16 protein-coding genes, 2 tRNA genes and 1 pseudogene are annotated in these 20544 nt (G+C 66.7%); 16 read left to right on the top strand and 3 right to left on the bottom strand.

Features of this window, described 5'->3' with window-relative positions:
• The first annotated feature begins 12 nt into the window (after positions 1 to 12).
• The 7 genes and pseudogenes from clpP to CSC70_RS07245 all read left to right on the top strand — a co-directional run bounded on the left by clpP (position 13) and on the right by CSC70_RS07245 (position 7495).
• Positions 13 to 639: an ATP-dependent Clp endopeptidase proteolytic subunit ClpP gene (gene clpP, locus CSC70_RS07215; protein WP_162455997.1), complete on the top strand. Its 627-nt coding sequence runs from the start codon at positions 13 to 15 to the stop codon at positions 637 to 639.
• Between the two features lie 137 nt (positions 640 to 776).
• Entirely contained in the window at positions 777 to 2060 is a 1284-nt protein-coding gene (clpX, locus tag CSC70_RS07220; protein WP_162455998.1) for an ATP-dependent Clp protease ATP-binding subunit ClpX, read from the top strand.
• Between the two features lie 126 nt (positions 2061 to 2186).
• On the top strand, positions 2187 to 4625 hold the full coding sequence (gene lon, locus CSC70_RS07225; RefSeq protein WP_162455999.1) for an endopeptidase La: 2439 nt from the start codon (positions 2187 to 2189) through the stop codon (positions 4623 to 4625).
• Between the two features lie 164 nt (positions 4626 to 4789).
• A pseudogene (locus CSC70_RS07230) lies at positions 4790 to 5116 on the top strand (HU family DNA-binding protein); the annotation flags it as partial.
• A gap of 56 nt (positions 5117 to 5172) precedes the next feature.
• A tRNA-Val gene (locus CSC70_RS07235) sits at positions 5173 to 5247 on the top strand.
• A gap of 82 nt (positions 5248 to 5329) precedes the next feature.
• A tRNA-Asp gene (locus tag CSC70_RS07240) sits at positions 5330 to 5406 on the top strand.
• 118 nt (positions 5407 to 5524) lie between these two features.
• Positions 5525 to 7495 carry a SurA N-terminal domain-containing protein gene (locus CSC70_RS07245; protein WP_162456001.1) on the top strand — a complete coding sequence of 657 codons (1971 nt, stop codon included), beginning with the start codon at positions 5525 to 5527 and terminating at the stop codon, positions 7493 to 7495.
• A gap of 91 nt (positions 7496 to 7586) precedes the next feature.
• On the opposite strand, the gene CSC70_RS07250 is transcribed toward CSC70_RS07245, so the two are convergent.
• The 3 genes from CSC70_RS07250 to cysS are packed head-to-tail and all read right to left on the bottom strand — an operon-like array spanning position 7587 to position 10713.
• Positions 7587 to 8843, bottom strand: coding sequence for an MFS transporter (locus CSC70_RS07250; RefSeq protein ID WP_162456002.1), 1257 nt, complete (start codon positions 8841 to 8843; stop codon positions 7587 to 7589).
• Positions 8840 to 9280 (bottom strand): SufE family protein, encoded by a 441-nt coding sequence (locus CSC70_RS07255; protein WP_162456003.1) that lies wholly within the window; start codon positions 9278 to 9280, stop codon positions 8840 to 8842. Before CSC70_RS07255 ends, CSC70_RS07250 begins: the two co-directional genes overlap by 4 nt.
• Positions 9277 to 10713 (bottom strand): cysteine--tRNA ligase, encoded by a 1437-nt coding sequence (cysS, locus tag CSC70_RS07260; protein WP_162456004.1) that lies wholly within the window; start codon positions 10711 to 10713, stop codon positions 9277 to 9279. Before cysS ends, CSC70_RS07255 begins: the two co-directional genes overlap by 4 nt.
• 133 nt (positions 10714 to 10846) lie before the next feature.
• Here cysS and CSC70_RS07265 point away from each other — a divergent pair, with 133 nt between their 5' ends.
• The 9 genes from CSC70_RS07265 to proB all read left to right on the top strand — a co-directional run bounded on the left by CSC70_RS07265 (position 10847) and on the right by proB (position 20535).
• Positions 10847 to 11395: a hypothetical protein gene (locus tag CSC70_RS07265; protein WP_162456005.1), complete on the top strand. Its 549-nt coding sequence runs from the start codon at positions 10847 to 10849 to the stop codon at positions 11393 to 11395.
• Between the two features lie 306 nt (positions 11396 to 11701).
• Positions 11702 to 12700 carry an N-acetylornithine carbamoyltransferase gene (locus CSC70_RS07270; protein WP_162456006.1) on the top strand — a complete coding sequence of 333 codons (999 nt, stop codon included), beginning with the start codon at positions 11702 to 11704 and terminating at the stop codon, positions 12698 to 12700.
• A 108-nt stretch (positions 12701 to 12808) separates the two neighbouring features.
• On the top strand, positions 12809 to 14014 hold the full coding sequence (locus CSC70_RS07275; RefSeq protein ID WP_162456007.1) for an argininosuccinate synthase: 1206 nt from the start codon (positions 12809 to 12811) through the stop codon (positions 14012 to 14014).
• A gap of 78 nt (positions 14015 to 14092) precedes the next feature.
• The gene (locus CSC70_RS07280) at positions 14093 to 15187 is read left to right on the top strand and encodes an acetylornithine deacetylase (protein WP_162456008.1); all 1095 of its coding nucleotides are present in this window, start codon (positions 14093 to 14095) and stop codon (positions 15185 to 15187) included.
• Positions 15153 to 16490, top strand: coding sequence for an acetylglutamate kinase (locus tag CSC70_RS07285; RefSeq protein WP_211369446.1), 1338 nt, complete (start codon positions 15153 to 15155; stop codon positions 16488 to 16490). Before CSC70_RS07280 ends, CSC70_RS07285 begins: the two co-directional genes overlap by 35 nt.
• Positions 16491 to 16492: 2 nt before the next feature.
• Positions 16493 to 17119, top strand: coding sequence for a GNAT family N-acetyltransferase (locus CSC70_RS07290; protein ID WP_162456010.1), 627 nt, complete (start codon positions 16493 to 16495; stop codon positions 17117 to 17119).
• The gene (gene argC, locus CSC70_RS07295; RefSeq protein ID WP_162456011.1) at positions 17112 to 18083 is read left to right on the top strand and encodes an N-acetyl-gamma-glutamyl-phosphate reductase; all 972 of its coding nucleotides are present in this window, start codon (positions 17112 to 17114) and stop codon (positions 18081 to 18083) included. Before CSC70_RS07290 ends, argC begins: the two co-directional genes overlap by 8 nt.
• Entirely contained in the window at positions 18080 to 19381 is a 1302-nt protein-coding gene (gene argH / locus CSC70_RS07300; RefSeq protein ID WP_162456012.1) for an argininosuccinate lyase, read from the top strand. The genes argC and argH overlap by 4 nt, the downstream gene beginning before the upstream one ends.
• Positions 19378 to 20535, top strand: coding sequence for a glutamate 5-kinase (proB, locus tag CSC70_RS07305; RefSeq protein WP_162456013.1), 1158 nt, complete (start codon positions 19378 to 19380; stop codon positions 20533 to 20535). The genes argH and proB overlap by 4 nt, the downstream gene beginning before the upstream one ends.
• Positions 20536 to 20544: the final 9 nt, after the last annotated feature.

A 20544-nucleotide genomic window follows, 5' to 3' on the forward strand; every position in this document is an offset into this window, starting at 1 on the left:
CAGGAGTCCGCCGTGGATAACCGCACCAAAGCCCTCAACCTGGTTCCCATGGTGGTCGAGCAGACCAGCCGCGGCGAACGCGCCTACGACATCTACTCGCGCCTGCTGAAGGAGCGGGTGATCTTCCTGGTGGGGCCGGTGGACGACCACGTGGCCAATGTGATCGTGGCGCAGATGCTGTTCCTGGAAGCGGAAAACCCCGAGAAGGACATCAGCTTCTACATCAATTCGCCCGGCGGCGTGGTCACCGCCGGCATGGCCATCTACGACACCATGCAGTACATCAAGCCGGACGTCAGCACCATCTGCGTCGGCCAGGCCGCCAGCATGGGTGCGCTGCTGCTGGCCGCTGGCGCCAAGGGCAAGCGCTACGCGCTGCCGAACTCGCGGGTGATGATCCACCAGCCGCTGGGCGGCTTCCAGGGCCAGGCGACCGACATCGACATCCATGCCCGCGAAATCCTCAAGATGCGCGAGTCGCTGAACCAGATCCTGGCCAAGCACACCGGGCAGTCGCTGGAGACCATCGCCACCGACACCGACCGCGACAACTTCAAGGGCGCCGACGAAGCGCAGGCCTATGGTCTGGTCGACCAGGTGCTGGAACGTCGCCCGGACGATTCCATCCAGGCGGGCTGAGTGCGGCTTGAGAGTCGTTTCCTTATTGAAATCAATCCGTTGCGGCATGGTTCCGGCAGGACTGGCGTCCCCCCGGGCCTGTGCTATTCTCGGTCCCGAATCCACCGCCGGACCGGCGGAGACGTGGTAAGCAAAGCATGAGCGAAGACCGTCAGGGCCGTTCCGGCGACAGCAACAAGATCCTCTACTGCTCCTTCTGCGGCAAAAGCCAGCACGAGGTGCGCAAGCTGATCGCGGGCCCCAGCGTGTTCATCTGCGATGAATGCGTCGAACTGTGCAACGACATCATCCGCGAGGAACTGGAAGAGAAGGCCCAGTCCGCGCGCAGCAGCCTGCCCAAGCCGCGCGAAATCCTCGAGGTGCTGGACCAGTACGTGATCGGCCAGCAGCGCGCCAAGCGCACGCTGGCGGTGGCGGTGTACAACCACTACAAGCGGATCGAGAGCCGGCAGAAGAACGACGACGTCGAACTGGCCAAGTCCAACATTCTGCTGGTCGGCCCGACCGGCTCGGGCAAGACCCTGCTGGCCGAGACCCTGGCGCGGTTGCTCAACGTGCCGTTCACGATCGCCGACGCCACCACGCTGACCGAAGCCGGCTACGTCGGCGAGGACGTCGAGAACATCATCCAGAAGCTGCTGCAGAAGTGCGACTACGACGCCGACAAGGCGCAGCAGGGCATCGTCTACATCGACGAGATCGACAAGATTTCGCGCAAGAGCGAAAACCCCTCGATCACCCGCGACGTGTCCGGCGAAGGCGTGCAGCAGGCATTGCTGAAGCTGATCGAAGGCACCGTGGCCAGCGTGCCGCCGCAGGGCGGACGCAAGCACCCGCAGCAGGAATTCCTGCAGGTGGACACCAAGAACATCCTGTTCATCTGCGGCGGTGCCTTCGCCGGGCTGGACAAGATCATCCAGCAGCGCAGCACCGAGTCCAGCGGCATCGGCTTCGGCGCCAAGGTCAAGAGCAGCGAGAAGAAGGCCGAAACCGGCAAGGTGCTGTCCGAGGTCGAGCCCGAGGACCTGATCAAGTTCGGCCTGATTCCGGAATTCGTCGGCCGCCTGCCGGTGGTCGCCACCCTGGAGGAACTGGACGAGGCCGCCCTGGTCAAGATCCTGACCGAGCCGAAGAACGCCATCACCAAGCAGTTCCGCAAGCTGTTCGACATGGAAGGCGTGGAACTGGAGTTCCGCCCGGACGCGCTGACGGCGGTCGCGCGCAAGGCGCTCAAGCGCAAGACCGGTGCGCGCGGCCTGCGCACCATCGTCGAATCGGTATTGCTGGACACCATGTACGACCTGCCGTCGCTGGAGAACGTCAGCAAGGTGGTGGTGGACGAGTCGGTGATCGAGCACAAGTCCGAGCCGTACCTGATCTACCAGAACCCGCCGCAGGCCAAGGTTGCCGCGGCCGACTGAACCGTCTGCGTCCGCCGGGGCGGCGAAAGCGCCGTCCGCTCGATTTCCCCTTGCATCCTTCCGCCGATGGCCCCATAACGGGGTCATCGGCGTCTTGCGCCCAAGCCCCCCGTTGCTGGAGCCCCCATGGCCCTGAGTTCCGCCCCCGACACCTTCGAATTGCCCGTGCTGCCGCTGCGCGACGTGGTCGTGTTTCCGCACATGGTCATCCCGCTGTTCGTCGGTCGCGACAAGTCCATGCACGCGCTGGAACAGGCGATGGAGGCGGACAAGCGGATCATCCTGCTGGCGCAGAAATCGGCCGAAACCGACGACCCGGCCGCCGCCGACCTGTACGAGATCGGCACCCTGGCCCAGGTGCTGCAATTGCTGAAGCTGCCGGACGGCACGATCAAGGTGCTGGTCGAAGGCACCGAGCGGGTGAAAGTGGCCGACGTGGCCGAACGCGACGGCTGCCTGTACGGTCGCGGCGAAATCGTCGAAACCGAGTCGGTGCGCGAACCGCGCGAACTCGAGGCGGTGGCGCGCTCGCTGATGGGATTGTTCGAGCAGTACGTCAAGACCAACCGCAAGCTGCCGCCGGAACTGCTGCAGACGCTGAGCGGCATCGACGAACCCAGCCGGCTGGCCGATACCATCGCCGCGCACATCGGCGTGCGTCTGGCCGACAAGCAGCGCCTGCTGGAAACTGCCGAAGTCGGCGAGCGGCTGGAACTGCTGGTCGGTTTCGTCGATGGCGAGATCGACGTGCAGCAGCTGGAAAAGCGCATCCGCGGTCGGGTCAAGTCGCAGATGGAGAAGAGTCAGCGCGAGTACTACCTGAACGAGCAGATGAAGGCGATCCAGAAGGAGCTGGGCGAGCTGGACGAAGCGCCCAACGAGCTGGAGGAGCTGACCCGGAAGCTGGCCGAGGCCGGCATGCCGAAGGCGGTGGCGGCCAAGGCCAAGACCGAACTGAACAAGCTCAAGCAGATGTCGCCGATGTCGGCCGAAGCCGCGGTGGTGCGCAACTACCTGGACTGGCTGCTCGGGGTGCCATGGAAGAAGCGCAGCAAGGTACGCCGCGACCTGAAGGCCGCGCAGGAACTGCTGGATGCCGACCACTACGGTCTGGAGAAGGTCAAGGACCGGATTCTGGAATACTTGGCCGTGCAGTCGCGCGTGCGGCAGATGAAGGGGCCGATCCTGTGCCTGGTCGGTCCGCCCGGCGTCGGCAAGACCTCGCTGGGGCAGACCATCGCCAAGGCGACCAACCGCAAGTTCGTGCGCATGTCGCTGGGCGGCGTGCGCGACGAAGCCGAAATTCGCGGCCATCGCCGCACCTACGTCGGTTCTATGCCGGGCCGGATCGTGCAGAACCTCAACAAGGCCGGCAGCAAGAATCCGCTGTTTGTGCTGGACGAGATCGACAAGATGTCGATGGATTTCCGCGGCGACCCGTCCTCGGCCCTGCTCGAGGTGCTGGACCCGGAGCAGAACCACGCCTTCAACGACCACTATCTCGAGGTCGATCTGGATCTGAGCGAAGTGATGTTCGTGGCGACCTCCAATTCGCTGAACATCCCCGGTCCGCTGCTGGACCGCATGGAGGTGATCCGCATCCCCGGCTATACCGAGGACGAGAAGCTGCACATCGCCGAGCGCTACCTGATTCCCAAGCAGCTCAAGGCCAACGGCCTGAAGCCGGAGGAACTGGTCGTCGCCGGGGACGCCGTGCGCGACATGGTCCGCTACTACACGCGCGAGTCCGGCGTGCGCGGACTGGAGCGCGAAATCGCCAAGGTCTGCCGCAAGGTGGTCAAGGAACTCGCGCTGGCCGGCCCGAAACCGCAGAAGAAGGGCAAGGCTTCGCCGGTCCGGGTGGACGGCAAGAACGTCGACAAATACCTTGGCGTGCGTCGCTTCGACTTCGGCCGTGCCGAAGAGCAGAACGAGATCGGTCTGGTCACCGGCCTGGCCTGGACCGAGGTCGGCGGCGATCTGCTGCAGATCGAGGTCGCGCTGGTGCCCGGCAAGGGCGGGGTGACGTTGACCGGCCAGCTGGGCGACGTGATGAAGGAATCGGCGACCGCCGCGTTGTCGGTGGTGCGTTCGCGCGCCGAACGCCTCGGCATCGACATCGACTTCCTGCAGAAGCACGACATCCACCTGCACGTGCCCGACGGCGCCACGCCGAAGGATGGCCCCAGTGCGGGCATCGCCATGGTCACCGCGCTGGTGTCCACGCTGACCAAGGTGCCGGTACGTTCGGAAGTGGCGATGACCGGCGAGATCACCCTGCGCGGCCGCGTCTCGGCGATCGGCGGACTGAAGGAGAAGCTGCTGGCCGCGCTGCGCGGCGGCATCACCACGGTGCTGATCCCAGAAGAGAACCGCAAGGATCTGGCTGACATCCCGGCCAACGTCACCGACGGCCTAAAGATCGTGCCGGTGAAGTGGATCGACGAGGTACTGGACCTGGCGCTGGAGCACCCGCTGGGACCGGCGACGAAGAAGAAGACCGCCGAGCCGCTGGGTAAGCGGGTTCCGGCCAAGTCATCCTCGCGCACCGATGTCAAGCACTAAATGCAGGATAATTGGGTGAAAAAGCCTGAAAATACCGGCATTTAGCACAGTATCGGCTTGCGCCATCCGGGGTGCGCTGATATACAATGCCGCGATCGAATTCACTTGGCCCGATGGCCTAATCCGCAGTCAGGCACCACTTTGCCGCTTCACGGAAACGGCCCCGAGGCCGGCCTGACCCGACAATGCAGCATCCAAAGCATAGGGAGTTAGCTCTAATGAACAAGACCGAATTGATCGACGCCGTTGCCGAATCCGCCGGCCTCAGCAAGGCCGATGCCGGCCGTGCGGTTGATGCCGTCATTGCCGGCGTCACCAAGGCGCTGACGGCGGGCGACACCGTCGCCATTGCCGGCTTCGGCACTTTCCAGGTTCGCGCCCGCGCCGCGCGCACCGGCCGCAACCCCAAGACCGGCGACAGCATCACCATCCCGGCGTCGAAGAATCCGGCGTTCAAGGCTGGCAAGGCGCTGAAGGATGCAGTAAACTAATCAGCTCGTTTGACCGTCGGCACCGATCCTCCCGATCCGGTGCCGGCCGAGCACCCGGGTGCTTAGCTCAGCGGTAGAGCGTCTCCCTTACAAGGAGAGGGTCGGGGGTTCGAAACCCTCAGCACCCACCATCCTCCGGGATGGTCCCGCACCGGTGAGCAGCCTCGGTTTCCGAAGCCGGCTGGCCGGCGCAAGCGAAAGGTTTCAAGGCGCGGAGCGGTAGTTCAGCTGGTTAGAATGCTGGCCTGTCACGCCGGAGGTCGCGGGTTCGAGTCCCGTCCGCTCCGCCACTCATGCAAAAGCCCGCCGCTGGCGGGTTTTTTGTTGGCTCGCGCCCGTGCGCGGCTCCATTCCAGACCTGCCGAAGCGGGGTAAACTGCTCGGCTCGAGAATTGCGGGTTCCATTACATGCTGCAGACGCTTCGCGAAAAAACCACCGGCTGGGTTGCCACCCTCGTGCTCGGGTTGCTGATCATCCCGTTCGCCTTCGTCGGCGTGAACGACTACCTGACCGGCGGCGCCGACAATTCGGCGGCCCGCGTGCAGGCGCCACCCTCGTGGTGGAAGTCCGCACCGACCTGGTGGCCGGTGTCCAAGCTGTGGGAAACCGAGGAAATCAGCGTCGACGAGTTCCGCACTGCGTTCGAGCAGGCGCGCCAGCAGCAGCGGCAGATCCAGGGCGAAGCGTTCGATGCCCGAGGTTTCGAGACCGCTGACAACAAGCGCAAGGTGCTGGAGCAGTTGATCGACCAGCGCGCCATGCTGCTGGCCGCGCGCCTGGCGGGGATCGAAGTCAGCGACGTGGCCGTGCAGAAATCCATCTCCGAGGAGACCGCGTTCCAGGTCGACGGCAAGTTCAATCCGGATACCTACGTCTCGATCCTGCAGATGAACAACATGACCCCGGTGGGGTTCCAGCAGCGCGAGCGCGAGCGCCTGCAGTCGGCGCTGCTGCCGCTGGGGATCGGCGACTCCGAATTCGTCACTGCCAAGGAAGCCGAGCGGCTGATGAAGCTGCTCGGCGAGACCCGCGACGTGGTCCTGGGCTTGATGCCGCCGCCACCGGCCGATGAGGGCGAAGTCGCCGACGCGGATGTCAATGCGTGGTACGACGAGCACACCGCGGATTTCATGAAGCCGGAAACGGTGACGCTGGAATACATCGACCTGGACGGCGCGGCATTGCCGGCGCCGGAGGCGCCCAGCGAAGAGTCGCTGCGCCAGCGCTACGAGCAGGAACAGACCCGCTTCATGAGCAACGAGCAGCGGCTGGCTTCGCACATCCTGATCGCCGTTCCCGCTGACGCCGATGCGGCCACGCGGGAGGCGGCCGAAAAGAAGGCAGCCGCGCTGGTCGAACAGGCCAGGCAGCCAGACGCGGATTTTGCCGCGCTGGCCAAGGCCAATTCGGAAGACCCGGGTTCGGCCTCCAGCGGCGGCGACCTCGGCTGGGTCGAGAAGGGCATCATGGTCAAGCCGTTCGAGGATGCGTTGTTCGCGATGCAGCCTGGCGAAGTCCGCGGCCCGGTGCAGACCCAGTTCGGCTATCACGTGCTTAAGCTGAACGAGATCAAGGCTGGCAGCGGCAAGAGCTTCGACGAGGTGCGCGACGAACTGCTGCGCGAAGAAACCGAGGCGCAGGTCGATCGCAGCTACAACGATCTGGCCGGTTCGCTGGTCACCGAGGTGCTGAAGAATCCGGCCTCGCTGGAGCCGGCGGCGGCCACGCTGGGGCTGAAGGTGCAGACGCTGGGGCCGTTCTCGCGCAACGACGCCAGCGGCATCGCCGCCACTCCCGAAGTGCTGCGGCAGGCGTTCTCCGAATCGCTGATCGAGGACGGCACCGCCAGCGACCCGATCGAGATCGGGTCGCGCCACAGCGTGGTGATCCGGGTCACCGGGCATACCGATGCGCAGGCGCGTCCGCTGCAGGAGGTGCGCGACGACGTGATCGCCGCGATCCGCGCCGATCGCCAGAGCAAGGCGGCGGCGGCGGCGGCCGATGCAGTGGTGGAGCGCGTGCGCAAGGGCGAATCGCTGCAGGAGGTGGCCAAGGCGGAGAAGTTCATGGCCAACGCCATTCCCGGCCTGCCGCGCGGCACGCCGATGCCGTCGGCGGAAGCCAACGAGGCGATCTTCGCCGCGCCGCAACCCGAGGAAGGCAAGCCGTCGGCGGGCAAGAGCGACCTGGGCGATGGCCGCTACCTGGTGTTCCAGGTGGAGAAGGTCAACGAAGGCGACCTTGAACAAGTCACCGACGAGCAGCGCCAGCAGTTGCAGCAGCAGATTCGGCAGATCCGCGCCGGCGAGGCCACGCAGTCGTACGTCGAACAGCTGCGCAAGCAGTTCACCATCACCGTTCACGAAGACCGGCTGTAAACATCCGCGATTCGATTCGTCGAGGAACCCGGCTGCGGCCGGGTTCCGTTTTCCCGCGGCGTGATTTCTCGGCCGGGCAGGCGCTCTCGCCTCAGTGCAACTCGCGCAGGTCCAGCCGGCGCAGGCGCGGCGCCTTCCATGCAGTGGTCGCGACCACGCCCAGGGTGGCGAAGCCGCCGAGCACCACTGCCGGGACCAGGCCCAGCAGGCGGGCCATGCTGCCGGCGTAGAAGGCGCCGATCTCGTTGGACGAGCCGACGAACAGGCCGTTGATCGACGACACCCGGCCGCGCATTTCGTCCGGCGTGGACAACTGCATGATGGTCGAGCGGATCACCATCGAAATGCCGTCGCAGATGCCGGACAGCAGTAGGATCAGCGCCGACAGCCACAGCCAGCGCGACAGGCCGAAGCCGATCATGCACAGGCCGAAACCGGCGACCGCCAGCAGCAGGGTGCGGCCGGCGTCGCGCTGCAGCGGATGCCGCGCCAGCCACACGCCGACCAGCACCGCGCCCAGCGCGGGCGAGGCGCGCAGCAGGCCCAGCGCTTCCGGCCCGGCATGCAGGATGTCGCGGATGAAGGCCGGGGCCAGCGAGATGGCCCCGCCGAACAGCACCGCGAACATGTCCAGCGCCAGCGCCGACAGCAGGACCTGGTGGCCAAGCACGAAACGGGCGCCTTCGGCGATGCCGGCGAAGATCGGCGTGCGCTGCAGCACCGGCGCCGGTTCGGTCACTCCCATCCGCGACAGCAAGGCCACCGCGATCAGCGCGAAACTGGTCGCCACGCCGTAGGCCAGCGGTTTGCCACCGACCGCGATCAGCATGCCGCCCAGCGCCGGGCCGACCACCATCGCCATCTGGAAGGCGATGCTGCCCAGGCTGGCGCCGGCCACGAACTGCCGGCGCGGCAAGGCGCGGGCGAACAGCGCGTGATAGACCGGCCCCAGGAAGGCGCGCACGCAACCGGTCAGCGCGATGGCGGTGTAGATCGCGCCGATCCCGCTCCGAAACGGCCATTGCAGCGCTACCGACATCAGCAGCAGCGGCGTGATCGCCAGCCCGATGCAGGCCGCCGCGCCCAGCTTGCGCCGTGGCAGGTGGTCGACCAGATAGCCGGCGAACGGGGCCACGCAGAAGTACGGCAACACCTCGGTCAGGCCGATCAGGCCCAGCATCCACGGGTCGCGGGTCAGTTCGTAGACGTGCCAGCCGACGGTGACGGCAACCGTCTGGTACGACAGGATGCTGAGCAGGCGATAGCCCAGCAGCATGCGGAAGTTGCGGTTGCGCAACGGTGCGGTGCGGCCCTCGTGGTCGTCGGCAGCAGGGTCCGGCTCGCTCATGCCGAGGCGTGGCGGGCGGTGTTGCGGATGAACTCCAGCAGTGCGGCCAGGCCGTTGCTGCGGGTCGGCGACAGGTGCTTGGCCAGGCCGATGTCGGCGATGTAGCCCGGCTCGGTGTCGACGATCTCGCGCGCACTGCGCCCGGAATACACCCGCAGCGCCAGGTAGATCAGCCCGGAGACGATGGCCGAATCGCTGGCGGCGGCGAAGTCCAGCCGTTCGGCATTGCCCGAAGGCACGATCCAGACCTTCGACTGGCAGCCGTGCAGGCGGTGCTCCTCAGTCATCCAGGCTTCGGGGAACGGCGGCAGCTTGCGACCGAGGTCGATCAGGTACTGGTAGCGCTCGGACCAGTCGCCGAAGAAGGCGAACTCCTCGCGGATGGCGGCCTGGGCATCGCCGGCGGTGGATTCGATGGGGAAGGGGGATGTGGTCACGCGCGCTTCCATCTTGTGCCCTGCGGCGTGTCCTCGATCAGGATGCCTTCCCCAGCCAGTTGCTCGCGGATGGCGTCGGCGCGGGCGAAGTCGCGCGCTTTTTTCGCAGCAGTACGCTCCTCGATCAACCGCTCAATTTGATTGTTGGGTAGATGAGCAGGCAGATCGAGGGCAGAAGTTGTTTCGCCTACGCCAAAATTAATGGAGCCAAGGTTGTCACCTTGGAACCACATTATCCAATCCTGCTGCAGCAGACCGAGCACGCGGCCGGCGCCGAGCAGTTCGGCTTTCAGTCGTCTACGCTCTTCCGGAGTGACGGCCTTGCGTGCCTCGGCGGCGATGCGCGCGACCTCCGCCAGTGCCTGCGGGGTGTTCAGGTCGTCGTCCAGCGCGTCCTCGACAGCTTGCGGGATGACGGATTCGACCTCGACCTCGACGTCGGCCAGGTCGCGCAGGGTGCCGTACAACCGGTCCAGGGTGCGCAGCGACTGTTCGATCAGGGCGTCGTTCCAGTCCAGCGGCTGCCGGTAGTGCGCCGACAGCAGGGCATAGCGCAGGGCCTCGGGCGGGTGTTTTGCCAGCAGGTCGTGCACCGTCTCGATGTTGCCCAGCGACTTGCTCATCTTGGCGCCGCCGAAATTCAGCATGCCGTTGTGCAGCCAGAAACGGGCGAAGGTGGCACCGCCGTGGGCGCACTCGCTTTGTGCGATCTCGTTTTCGTGATGCGGGAACTGCAGGTCGACGCCGCCGGCGTGGATGTCGATGGTGTCGCCCAGATGGGCGCCGGCCATCGCCGAGCATTCGATGTGCCAGCCCGGACGGCCGCGCCCCCAGGGCGAATCCCAGCCCGGCAAATCCGCGCCGGAGGGCTTCCACAGCACGAAATCGCCAGGGTCGCGCTTGTACGGCGCCACCTCGACCCGGGCCCCGGCCAGCATTTCCTCCGGGTCGCGGCCCGACAGTTTTCCGTAATCGGGAAAGCTGTCCACCGAAAACAGCACATGGCCTTCGGCGGTGTAGGCATGGCCGCTATCGATCAGCCGCTGGATCATGGCGACGATCTGCGGGATGTGCGCGGTGGCCGCCGGCTCCAGGTCCGGGGCGAATTCGCCGGTCACGCCCAGCCCGGCCATGTCCTGCCGGTAGGCCTCGGCGAAACGGTCGGTAATGGCGCTGATCGGCACGCCCTGCTCGCGCGCGGCGGCGTTGATCTTGTCGTCGACGTCGGTGATGTTGCGGGCGTAGCGCAGCGCACCGTATCGGCGGCGCAGCAGGGCGGCCAGTACGCCGAACACCACCGGGCCGCGGGCGTTGCCGATGTGCACGTAGTTGTAGACCGTCGGGCCGCAGACGTACATGGTCGGGCAGGCCGGGTCCTGAGGCTCGAAGGGCTCGACCCGCCGGGTCAGGTTGTTGTGCAGGCGCAGGGGCATGGATCGTGGGGGTGTGCGGCAGCGGATCGGCAATTCTAGCCCGCCGGCCGACCCGACGCCGTCCCGCACCTCCGGTTCAGCCCCTCTCAAGGCAGGGTTCCTACACTGTCGGCAGGTTCCCGCCGGTTCCCCCATGCGCCCGATCGTCCTGCCCCTGCTGCTGGCCTGCCTGATGCCGTGTGTCGCGTCGATGCCGGCGCGTGCGCAGGCGCCGTCGCCGCAGGACAGCGAAACCGGAACCTCGGTGGTGCCCAACCCCAACGAGAACGTGCGCCTGGACTATGCCCAGGTGCTGAACGTGGAGCCGGTCTATCAGACCTTGCGCGCCAGCCGCACCGAAATGGTCTGCGATGAACCGGAGCAGCAGGACGAGACCGACAAGAAGCCGCAGGCCGAACCCGGCCGGATGGCCCGGATGTGGAACTCGGTCAAGGGCATTTTCGGCAATGACGAGCCGACTGCGGCCGCGCCGCTGGCGCCTGCCGCAGCCGAACCGCGTTGCCGGGCGGTGCCGGTGGACCGTGAATTCCGGCGTCCGATCGCCTACGACGTGGACTACATGTACAAGGGCATGAAATACCGCTCGCGGATGGCCGAGGACCCGGGCAAGCGCCTGCGCATCCGCATCTCGGTGGTGCCCTACAACAGCCACGTGCAGGAAGACGCGGTCGCCAGCCCCTGAGCCGGCGCGCGGCCCGGCTTGCTTGCGCTGCCACGGCCGCCGTGCGACCATTCGCTGATGGAACAGCACCTGTACTCGCATGTCGCCAGTGCCGCTCGGATGGCCTCCGGGATGACCTCGCGCGCGCGCCGACCGGAAACCGCCCGTAACGCTGGGTAATCCGGAGACTCGTGTTGTCCGATCGGAAACCCAGCCTGAGCTGGGTTTTTTCGTTTGTGCCGCAGGAAAAAGGTTTCAACCGCAAGAGTTCCCGGTCGCATCCGGCAGTTGCCGGCCACGACCGCCCCACCGGAAGGAAGCAGGTCCATGAAGCATTTTCTCAACACCCAGGACTGGTCGCGCGGCGACCTTGACGCCTTGCTGACCCAGGCCGCGCTGTTCAAGCGGAACCGGATCGGCAGCGAGCTGAAGGGCAAGTCGATCGCCCTGGTGTTCTTCAATCCTTCCATGCGTACCCGCACCAGTTTCGAACTGGGTGCGTTCCAGCTGGGTGGCCATGCCATCGTCCTGCAGCCGGGCAAGGACGCGTGGCCGATCGAGTTCGACCTGGGCACGGTGATGGACGGCGATACCGAGGAGCACATCGCCGAAGTCGCGAAGGTGCTGGGCCGCTACGTGGACATGATCGGCGTGCGCGCATTTCCTAAGTTCGTCGACTGGGCCTACGACCGCCAGGACATCGTGCTGAAGTCGTTCGCGAAGTATTCGCCGGTGCCGGTGATCAACATGGAGACCATCACCCACCCCTGCCAGGAGCTGGCGCATGCGCTGGCCCTGCAGGAACACTTCGGCACCAGCGATTTGCGCGGCAAGAAATACGTGCTGACCTGGACCTATCACCCCAAGCCGCTGAACACCGCGGTGGCCAACTCGGCGCTGACCATCGCCACCCGGCTGGGCATGGATGTGACCTTACTGTGCCCGACCCCGGATTACATTCTCGACGAGCGCTACATGGGCTGGGCCGAGCAGAACGTGGCCGAGAGCGGTGGTTCGCTGACCATCAGCCACGACACCGACAGCGCCTACGCCGGCGCCGACGTGGTCTACGCCAAGAGCTGGGGCGCGCTGCCGTTCTTCGGCAACTGGGAACCCGAGAAGCCGATCCGCGACCAGTACAAGCATTTCATGGTGGATGAGCGGAAGATGGCGCTGACCAACAATGGCGTGTTTAGTCATTGCCTGCCGCTGCGCCGCAACGTCAAGGCCAGCGATGCGGTGATGGATTCGCCCAACTGCATCGCCATCGACGAAGCCGAGAACCGCCTGCACGTGCAGAAGGCGGTGATGGCCGCTTTGATCTAGGAACGAGTGCCGAGGAACGAGGAACGAGTAAAAATCGCAGCCCTTGCTCCCACTCGTTTCTCGTTCCTCTTCACTCGTTCCCGACTACACCCCACGGAAACATTCACCATGACCACCCCCAACGACTCCCGCGACATCGTCCTCGCCTTCTCCGGCGGACTCGATACCAGCTTCTGCATTCCCTACCTGCAGGAGAAAGGTTGGGCCGTGCATACCGTGTTCGCCGATACCGGCGGCGTGGATGCCGAGGAGCGCGCCTTCATCGAGCAGCGCGCGGCAGAGCTGGGTGCCGCCAGCCATCTCACCGTCGATGGTGGCCCCGCGATCTGGCAGGGCTTCGTCAAGCCGTTCGTCTGGGCCGGCGAGGGCTACCAGGGGCAATACCCGCTGCTGGTGTCCGACCGTTATCTGATCGTCGATGCCGCGCTGAAGCGTGCCGCCGAACTGGGCACCAACGCCATCGCCCACGGCTGCACCGGCATGGGCAACGACCAGGTGCGCTTCGACCTGGCGGTCAAGGCCAGCGGCGACTACCGGATCGTGGCGCCGATCCGCGAGATCCAGAAGGAACACACCCAGACCCGTGCCTACGAGCAGAAGTACCTGGAGGAGCGCGGCTTTGGCGTTCGCGCCAAGCAGAAGGCCTACACCATCAACGAGAACCTGCTGGGCGTGACCATGTCCGGCGGCGAGATCGACAAGTGGGAAGCGCCGGGCGAGGGCGCGCGCGGCTGGTGCGCGCCGCGGGGTGCATGGCCGGAGGAGCCATTGATCGTCACCCTGAAGTTCGAAGCCGGTGAGGCGGTCGAACTGGACGGCAAGCCGTTGCCGGGCGAGCAGATCCTGGCCCGCTTGAACAAGCTGTTCGCGCCATACGGCGTCGGTCGCGGCATGTACACCGGCGATACCGTGATCGGGCTGAAGGGACGCATCGTCTACGAGGCGCCGGGCCTGATCGCGCTGCTGGCCGCGCACCGCGCGCTGGAAGAAGCAGTGCTGAGCAAGCAGCAGAACCGTTTCAAGCCGGAGGTGGCGCGCAAGTGGGTGGAACTGGTCTACGAAGGCTTCTACCACGATCCGCTGAAGACCGATCTGGAAGCGTTCCTGCAGTCTTCGCAGGCCACCGTCAACGGCACCGTCACCCTGCGTTCGCCGGGCGGCCGCGTCGATGCGGTGGCGGTGGAGTCGCCGCACCTGCTCAACGCCAAGGGCGCGACCTATGCGCAGTCGGCGGACTGGGGCGTGGAAGAGGCCGAAGGCTTCATCAAGCTGTTCGGCATGAGCAGCACGCTATGGGCGGAGATCAATCGCTGAGCACGGACCACGCGCCAATCAGGAACGGGAACCCGCCGTTTCTTTCCGCCTGCGTACCCGTTCACGGACCCGACTGCCATGCTTGAACACGTACTGAGCCATCTCGAAGCGCTGGTGTCGTTCGACACCCGCAATCCGCCGCGCAGGATCGCCGCCGAAGGGAGCATCTTCGGCTACCTGCGCGCGCAGTTGCCGGATTTCCAGGTCGAGGTGAACGACCACGGCGCCGGTGCGGTCAGCCTGTACGCGGTGCGCGGCACGCCGAAGTACCTGTTCAACGTGCACCTGGATACGGTGCCGGATTCGCCGGCGTGGAGCGCCGACCCGCACCGCATGCGCCGGCTGGACGATCGCGTGGTCGGCCTTGGCGTGTGCGACATCAAGGGTGCGGCGGCGGCGCTGGTGACGGCCGCGCAGCGCGTGCAGGGCGACGCGGCATTCCTGTTCACCTCGGACGAGGAAGCCAACGATCCGCGCGGTGTCGCCGCGTTCCTCGCCCGCGGCATTCCTTACGACGCGGTGATCGTGGCCGAGCCGACGATGGGGCAGGCAGTGCTGGCCCATCGCGGCATCAGTTCGGTGCTGATGCGTTTCAAGGGCAAGGCCGGGCACGCGTCGGCGGCGCTGGATCCGTCGGCCAGCGCGCTGCACCAGGCCATCGGCTGGGGCTCGCGCGCGCTGCAGCACGTGCAGTCGCTGGCGCACGAACGTTTCGGCGGGCTGACCGGACTGCGCTTCAATATCGGCCGCGTCGAGGGCGGAATCAAGGCCAACGTGATCGCCCCGGACGCCGAGCTGCGTTTCAACTTCCGTCCGTTGCCGTCGATGGACATCGATGGCCTGCTGGACACGTTCGCCGGCCTCGCAGAACCGGCGGCGGCCGAATTCGCCGAAACCTTCCGTGGTCCTTCGCTGCCGTCGGGCGATGTTGCCCGCGCCGAGGAGCGCCGGCTGGCTGCGCGCGATGTTGCCGATGCGCTGGGCCTGCCGGTCGGCAACGCGGTCGATTTCTGGACCGAGGCCTCGCTGTTCTCCGCCGCCGGCTACACCGCCATGGTGTTCGGCCCCGGCGACATCGCCCAGGCGCATACCGCCGACGAATGGGTGTCCCTGCAACAACTCCAGAACTACACCGAACATGTCGCCCGGATCATCGGCCATGCAGACGCATAAGCAAACCCGCCAGACCATCGTCAAGCTGCTCTCCAACATGGGCAGCGCCAAGGAGATCGACCAGTACCTGCGGCGGTTTTCCGAGGTCGATGCCAAGCGCTTCGCCGTGGTCAAGGTCGGCGGCGCGGTGCTGCGTGACGACATGGAAGCGCTGGTGTCCTCGCTGGCGTTCCTGCAGCAGGTCGGGCTGACCCCGATCGTCGTCCACGGCGCCGGCCCGCAGCTGGACGAGGAACTGGTCGCGGCCGGGATCGAAAAGCAGGTCATCGACGGACTGCGCGTGACCAGCAATTCCGCACTGGCGGTGGTACGCAAGGTGATGACGCGCGAGAACATGCGCCTGGTCGACGAACTGCACCGGCAGGGCGTGCATGCGACCTCGATGACCACCGGGGTGTTCGAGGCGGAGTTCCTCGGTCTGGACACCTATGGATTGGTCGGCCGGGTCAGTCGGGTCGAGACCGCCGGCATCGATGCGGCGATCCGGCTCGGCGCGATTCCGGTCATCGCCAGTCTCGGCGTCACCGTCGGCGGGCAGTTCCTCAACGTCAACGCCGACTGGGCGGCCAACGAACTGGTCAAGACCCTGCAGCCGTACAAGATCGTGTTCCTGACCGGCACCGGCGGCCTGCTCGACGCCGACGGCAGGCTGATCGATTCGATCAACCTGACCACCGAATACGACGAGCTGATGGCGCAGCCGTGGATCAACGGCGGCATGCGGGTGAAGATCGAGCAGATCAAGGAACTGCTGGATGCGCTGCCGCTGACCTCGTCGGTGTCGATCACCCGGCCTTCCGAACTGGCCAAGGAACTATTCACCCACAAGGGTTCGGGCACCCTGGTCCGGCGCGGCGAGCGCGTACTGCGCTTCGAATCGTGGGAAGGCGTGGACCGGGCGCGGATGAAGGAGCTGATCGAGAACAGCTTCCGCCGCACCCTGCTGCCCGATTATTTCGAGCGCACCACGCCGTTCCGGATCTACGTCAGCGAGACCTACCGCGCGGCGATGATCCTGACCCGCGAGGAAGGCTTCGCCTATCTGGACAAGTTCGCCGTGCTCGACGAAGCGCAGGGCGAGGGCTTGGGGCGCGCGGTCTGGCACGTGGCGCAGGAGGAAAATCCGAAGATGTTCTGGCGCTCGCGCCACGGCAACCCGGTCAACATTTTCTACTACGCCGAATCCGACGGCTGCTACAAGCAGGAGAAGTGGAAGGTGTTCTGGTACGGCATCGAGTCCTTCGCCGACATCGAACGTTGCGTGGCGCATTGCCGCATGCGGCCGGCGACGCTGCAGGACTGACGATGGCCGCTTCCGCGCTGCCGCCAGCCTGGCAACACGCGCCGATCCTGGACGGGCGGCACGTGCATCTTGAGCCGCTGTCGATGGAACACGTCGATGGCCTGGCGGCCGCGCGCGACGATGCGGCGCTGGACGACCTGTGGTTCACCCACCTGCCGGAGCGCGACGGCGTGGCGGCCTACGTGGAGTCGGCGCTGCGGATGCAGGCGGATGCGCAGGCGCTGCCGTTCGCGGTGCGCGACGCGGACGGTGTCGTCGTGGGCAGCACGCGCTACTACGGGTTGGACGCGCCGGTGCCGAAGCTGCTGATCGGCTACACCTGGTACACGCCGCGGGTGCAGCGCAGCGGGTTGAACACCGAGGCCAAGCTGTTGCTGCTCGCGCATGCCTTCGAGGCGATGGGCTGCATCAGCGTCGGCTTCGAGACCAGTTCGCACAACACGCGCTCGCGCGCGGCCATCGCCCGGCTGGGGGCGAAGCAGGACGGCATCCTGCGCAATCACAAGCGCCACGCCGACGGCAGTCCGCGCGACACGGTGGCGTTTTCGATCATCGACAGTGAGTGGTCGCAGGTGAAACGGAACCTGCAGGACAAACTGCAAGCACACCAGGAGCAGGCGAATGGATAGCAGGACCGTCGGCATCGTCGGTGCCCGCGGGCATACCGGCGCGGAACTGATCCGGTTGGTGGACCGCCACCCACAGCTGCAGCTGGCCTTCGTCTCCTCGCGCGAGCTGGACGGACAGAAGGTGTCCGACCATATTCCCGAGTTCTCCGGAGAGCTGCGCTACGAGAACCTCGGCCACGAGCAGGTCGGCGGCAAGGGCGCCGATGCGGTGGTGCTGGCGCTGCCGAACGGCAAGGCGGCCGAGCTGGTCGCCGCGATCGACGCGCAGGCGCCGCAGACCGTCGTCGTTGATCTGTCGGCCGATTACCGTTTCGACGACAGTTGGTACTACGGCCTGCCGGAACTGACCCGCGACCGCTATGCGGGGCAGAAGCGCATCAGCAACCCCGGCTGCTACGCCACCGCGATGCAGCTGGCGATCGCGCCGCTGCTGGACCGGCTGGCCGGGCCGCCGCAGTGTTTCGGCGTGTCTGGCTATTCCGGCGCCGGCACCACGCCATCGGACAAGAACAATGTCGAGCTGCTGCGCGACAACCTGATGCCGTACGCGCTGGTCGATCACCTGCACGAGCGCGAGGTCAGCCGCCAGCTGGGCGTGCCGGTCGAATTCATGCCGCACGTGGCGCCGCATTTCCGCGGCATCACCATGACGGTCAACCTGTGGCTGCAGCAGCCGGCCAAGGTCGAAGAGATTCGCTCGCTGTACCGGCAACGTTACGCCGGCGAACCGCTGATCCGGGTGATCGACGAGGCGCCGTGGGTCAGCCGCATCGCCGGCCGCCACGGGGTGGAGATCGGTGGCTTCAGCGTGGCGCCCGGCGGCAAGCGGGTGGTGGTGGTGGCCACGCTGGACAACCTGCTCAAGGGCGCGGCTACCCAAGCGATGCAGAACCTCAACCTGGCCTTCGGCTTCGACGAACTGGCCTCGATTCCGCTGCAGGATTTCCGGGAGGACGCGGCATGAGCAACCTGTTGTGGCAAAAGCCGGGCGTGGCGGTCGATGCGCAGATCCAGCGCTTCCTGGCCGGCGACGATGTGGTGCTGGACCGCGAATTCTTCCTGCACGACATTGCCGCCAGCCGCGCGCATGCACAGGGGCTGCAGCACATCGGCATCCTCTCGGCCGACGAACTGGTCGGGATCGAGCGCGAGCTGACCGCGCTGGCCGAAGATTTCCGCAACGGTGAGTTCGTGCTGGACGAGCGTTTCGAGGATGGCCACTCGGCGATCGAGGCGCGGCTGACCGAACGGCTCGGCGATGCCGGCCGCCGCATCCACACCGGGCGCAGCCGCAACGACCAGGTGCTGGTCGCCACGCGGCTGTGGCTGAAGGAAAAGCTGGCGCGGCTGGCAGAGCTGTCGCGCGAGATTGCCGGGGTGGCGCTGGAGCGCGCCGAAGCGGAGAAGACACTGCCGATTCCCGGCTACACCCACATCCAGCGCGCGGTGGTGTCCTCGGCCGGCATGTGGTGGGGCGGCTGGGCCGAAGCCTTCATCGACGATGCGCAACGCGCGGCCGACACCCTGGCGCTGGTGGACTGCAATCCGCTCGGCACCGCCGCCGGCTACGGGGTCAACCTGAAGCTGGACCGCGAGCACACCACGACTGCGCTCGGCTTTTCCCGCATGCAGCTGTCGCCGGTCTACGCGCAACTCTCGCGCGGCAAATTCGAACTGGCCGCGCTGGAAGCGCTCGGCAGCGCCACCCTGGACCTGCGCCGCATCGCCTGGGACCTGTCGCTGTACACCAGTGCCGAGTTCGGCTTCGTCGCGCTGCCGGCGCAGTACACCACCGGCAGTTCGATCATGCCGAACAAGCGCAACCCCGACGTGGTCGAGCTGATGCGTGCCACCCATGCCAGCGTGGCCGCCGCACGCACCGAGATCGAACAGCTGCTGTCGCTGCCGTCCGGCTACCAGCGCGACCTGCAGGCCAGCAAGGGCGCGATCTTCCACGGCTTCGGCCGCGGCTTGGCCGCGCTGGAGCTGCTGCCGGCGTTGCTGGCCAACCTGGAATGGCGCGAGGACAAGCTGCGCGCGGCAATCGATTCGGGCATGTACGCCACCGACGTGGCGGTGGAAGCCGCGGTCGCCGGGGTGCCGTTCCGCGAGGCCTATCAGGCCGCCGCCGCGTCCGCCGGCAGCGCCGGCGACGGGCGCACGCCGGAAGGCAGCCTGGCTGCGCGCGTTTCGCCCGGCGCGGCCGCCGATCTGCGGCTGGACGAGCTGCGCCACCGGTGGCAGGCGTTGGCGGCAGCATGAGCCCCGCATCGGCCCGTGTGCCGGCACGCTTCGGCGAACAGGCGCTGCCGAACTGGCGCCGCGCCGTGCTCAAGGTCGGCAGCAGCCTGCTGGCGGCCGATGGCGGCGGGCTGACCCCGCGCTTTGCCCTCGGCCTGGCGCAGTTCGTTTCCGCCAGCGTGCAGGCGGGGCGCGAAGTGGTGGTGGTGTCCTCCGGCGCGGTCGCCGCCGGCCGCGCCATCATCCATCGCGGCGCCGAGGCCGGCACGGCGATGGCCGAACGGCAGGCGCTGGCCGCGCTCGGCCAGGCGCAGCTGATCGGTCTGTGGCAGCGTTTCTTCGAACGCCCGGTCGCGCAGGTGCTGCTGACCCACGACGACCTGCGCAACCGCCGCCGCTACCTCAACGCGCGCGCGACCCTGCGCGAACTGCTGGCGCTGGGCGCGCTGCCGGTGGTCAACGAGAACGACACCGTGTCGGTGGACGAACTGAAGCTGGGCGACAACGACAACCTGGCCGCCATCGTCGCCACCCTGGTCGATGCCGATGCGTTGTTCATCGCCAGCGACATCGACGGCCTGTATTCGGCCAACCCGCGCCTGCACCCCGACGCGCGGCCGATCGAACAGGTGCCGGCGCTGACGCCGGAGATCTTCGCCATGGCCGGCGATGCCGGCAGCGCGGCCGGCACCGGCGGCATGCGTACCAAGCTGGACGCGGCGGCCAAGGCCTCGGCTTCCGGCATCGAGACTTTCCTGTTCAACGGCACCGCCGCGGCCACCGTGCAGGCGCTGGCGCAGGGGAGGCTGACCGGCACCCGGTTCCCGCCGGCGCTGAACCGGCTGGCGGCGCGCAAGGCCTGGTTGCGGCATGCGCCGGTGGAAGCCGGTGCGGTCGTCGTCGATGCCGGCGCGGCGAAAGCGCTGGGCGAGAAGGGCGCCTCGCTGCTGCCGGGCGGGGTGCTGACCGCCGAAGGCGACTTCCGCCGCGGCGACATGGTCGAGGTGGTGGTCCGCGACGGCGATGCCAGCCGCCGCGTCGCCCGCGGCGTAGTCCAGTATTCGGCGCTCGACATTCGCCAGATCGCCCGCCGCCACTCGCGCGACATCGAATCGGTGCTGGGCTACAACTACGGCGGCAACATCATCCACCGCGACGACCTGGTGCTGCTGTGAACAACGGAG

It is taken from the genome of Pseudoxanthomonas kalamensis DSM 18571, assembly GCF_010211745.1.
GTDB lineage: Bacteria > Pseudomonadota > Gammaproteobacteria > Xanthomonadales > Xanthomonadaceae > Pseudoxanthomonas_A > Pseudoxanthomonas_A kalamensis.

Coding starts and splice junctions, on each gene's coding strand:
- clpX (WP_162455998.1), top strand. CDS start 777: ATGAGCGAAGACCGTCAGGGCCGTTCCGGCGACAGCAACAAGATCCTC.
- lon (WP_162455999.1), top strand. CDS start 2,187: ATGGCCCTGAGTTCCGCCCCCGACACCTTCGAATTGCCCGTGCTGCCG.
- CSC70_RS07245 (WP_162456001.1), top strand. CDS start 5,525: ATGCTGCAGACGCTTCGCGAAAAAACCACCGGCTGGGTTGCCACCCTC.
- CSC70_RS07250 (WP_162456002.1), bottom strand. CDS start 8,843: ATGAGCGAGCCGGACCCTGCTGCCGACGACCACGAGGGCCGCACCGCA.
- cysS (WP_162456004.1), bottom strand. CDS start 10,713: ATGCCCCTGCGCCTGCACAACAACCTGACCCGGCGGGTCGAGCCCTTC.
- CSC70_RS07265 (WP_162456005.1), top strand. CDS start 10,847: ATGCGCCCGATCGTCCTGCCCCTGCTGCTGGCCTGCCTGATGCCGTGT.
- CSC70_RS07270 (WP_162456006.1), top strand. CDS start 11,702: ATGAAGCATTTTCTCAACACCCAGGACTGGTCGCGCGGCGACCTTGAC.
- CSC70_RS07275 (WP_162456007.1), top strand. CDS start 12,809: ATGACCACCCCCAACGACTCCCGCGACATCGTCCTCGCCTTCTCCGGC.
- CSC70_RS07280 (WP_162456008.1), top strand. CDS start 14,093: ATGCTTGAACACGTACTGAGCCATCTCGAAGCGCTGGTGTCGTTCGAC.
- CSC70_RS07285 (WP_211369446.1), top strand. CDS start 15,153: ATGTCGCCCGGATCATCGGCCATGCAGACGCATAAGCAAACCCGCCAG.
- CSC70_RS07290 (WP_162456010.1), top strand. CDS start 16,493: ATGGCCGCTTCCGCGCTGCCGCCAGCCTGGCAACACGCGCCGATCCTG.
- argC (WP_162456011.1), top strand. CDS start 17,112: ATGGATAGCAGGACCGTCGGCATCGTCGGTGCCCGCGGGCATACCGGC.
- argH (WP_162456012.1), top strand. CDS start 18,080: ATGAGCAACCTGTTGTGGCAAAAGCCGGGCGTGGCGGTCGATGCGCAG.
- proB (WP_162456013.1), top strand. CDS start 19,378: ATGAGCCCCGCATCGGCCCGTGTGCCGGCACGCTTCGGCGAACAGGCG.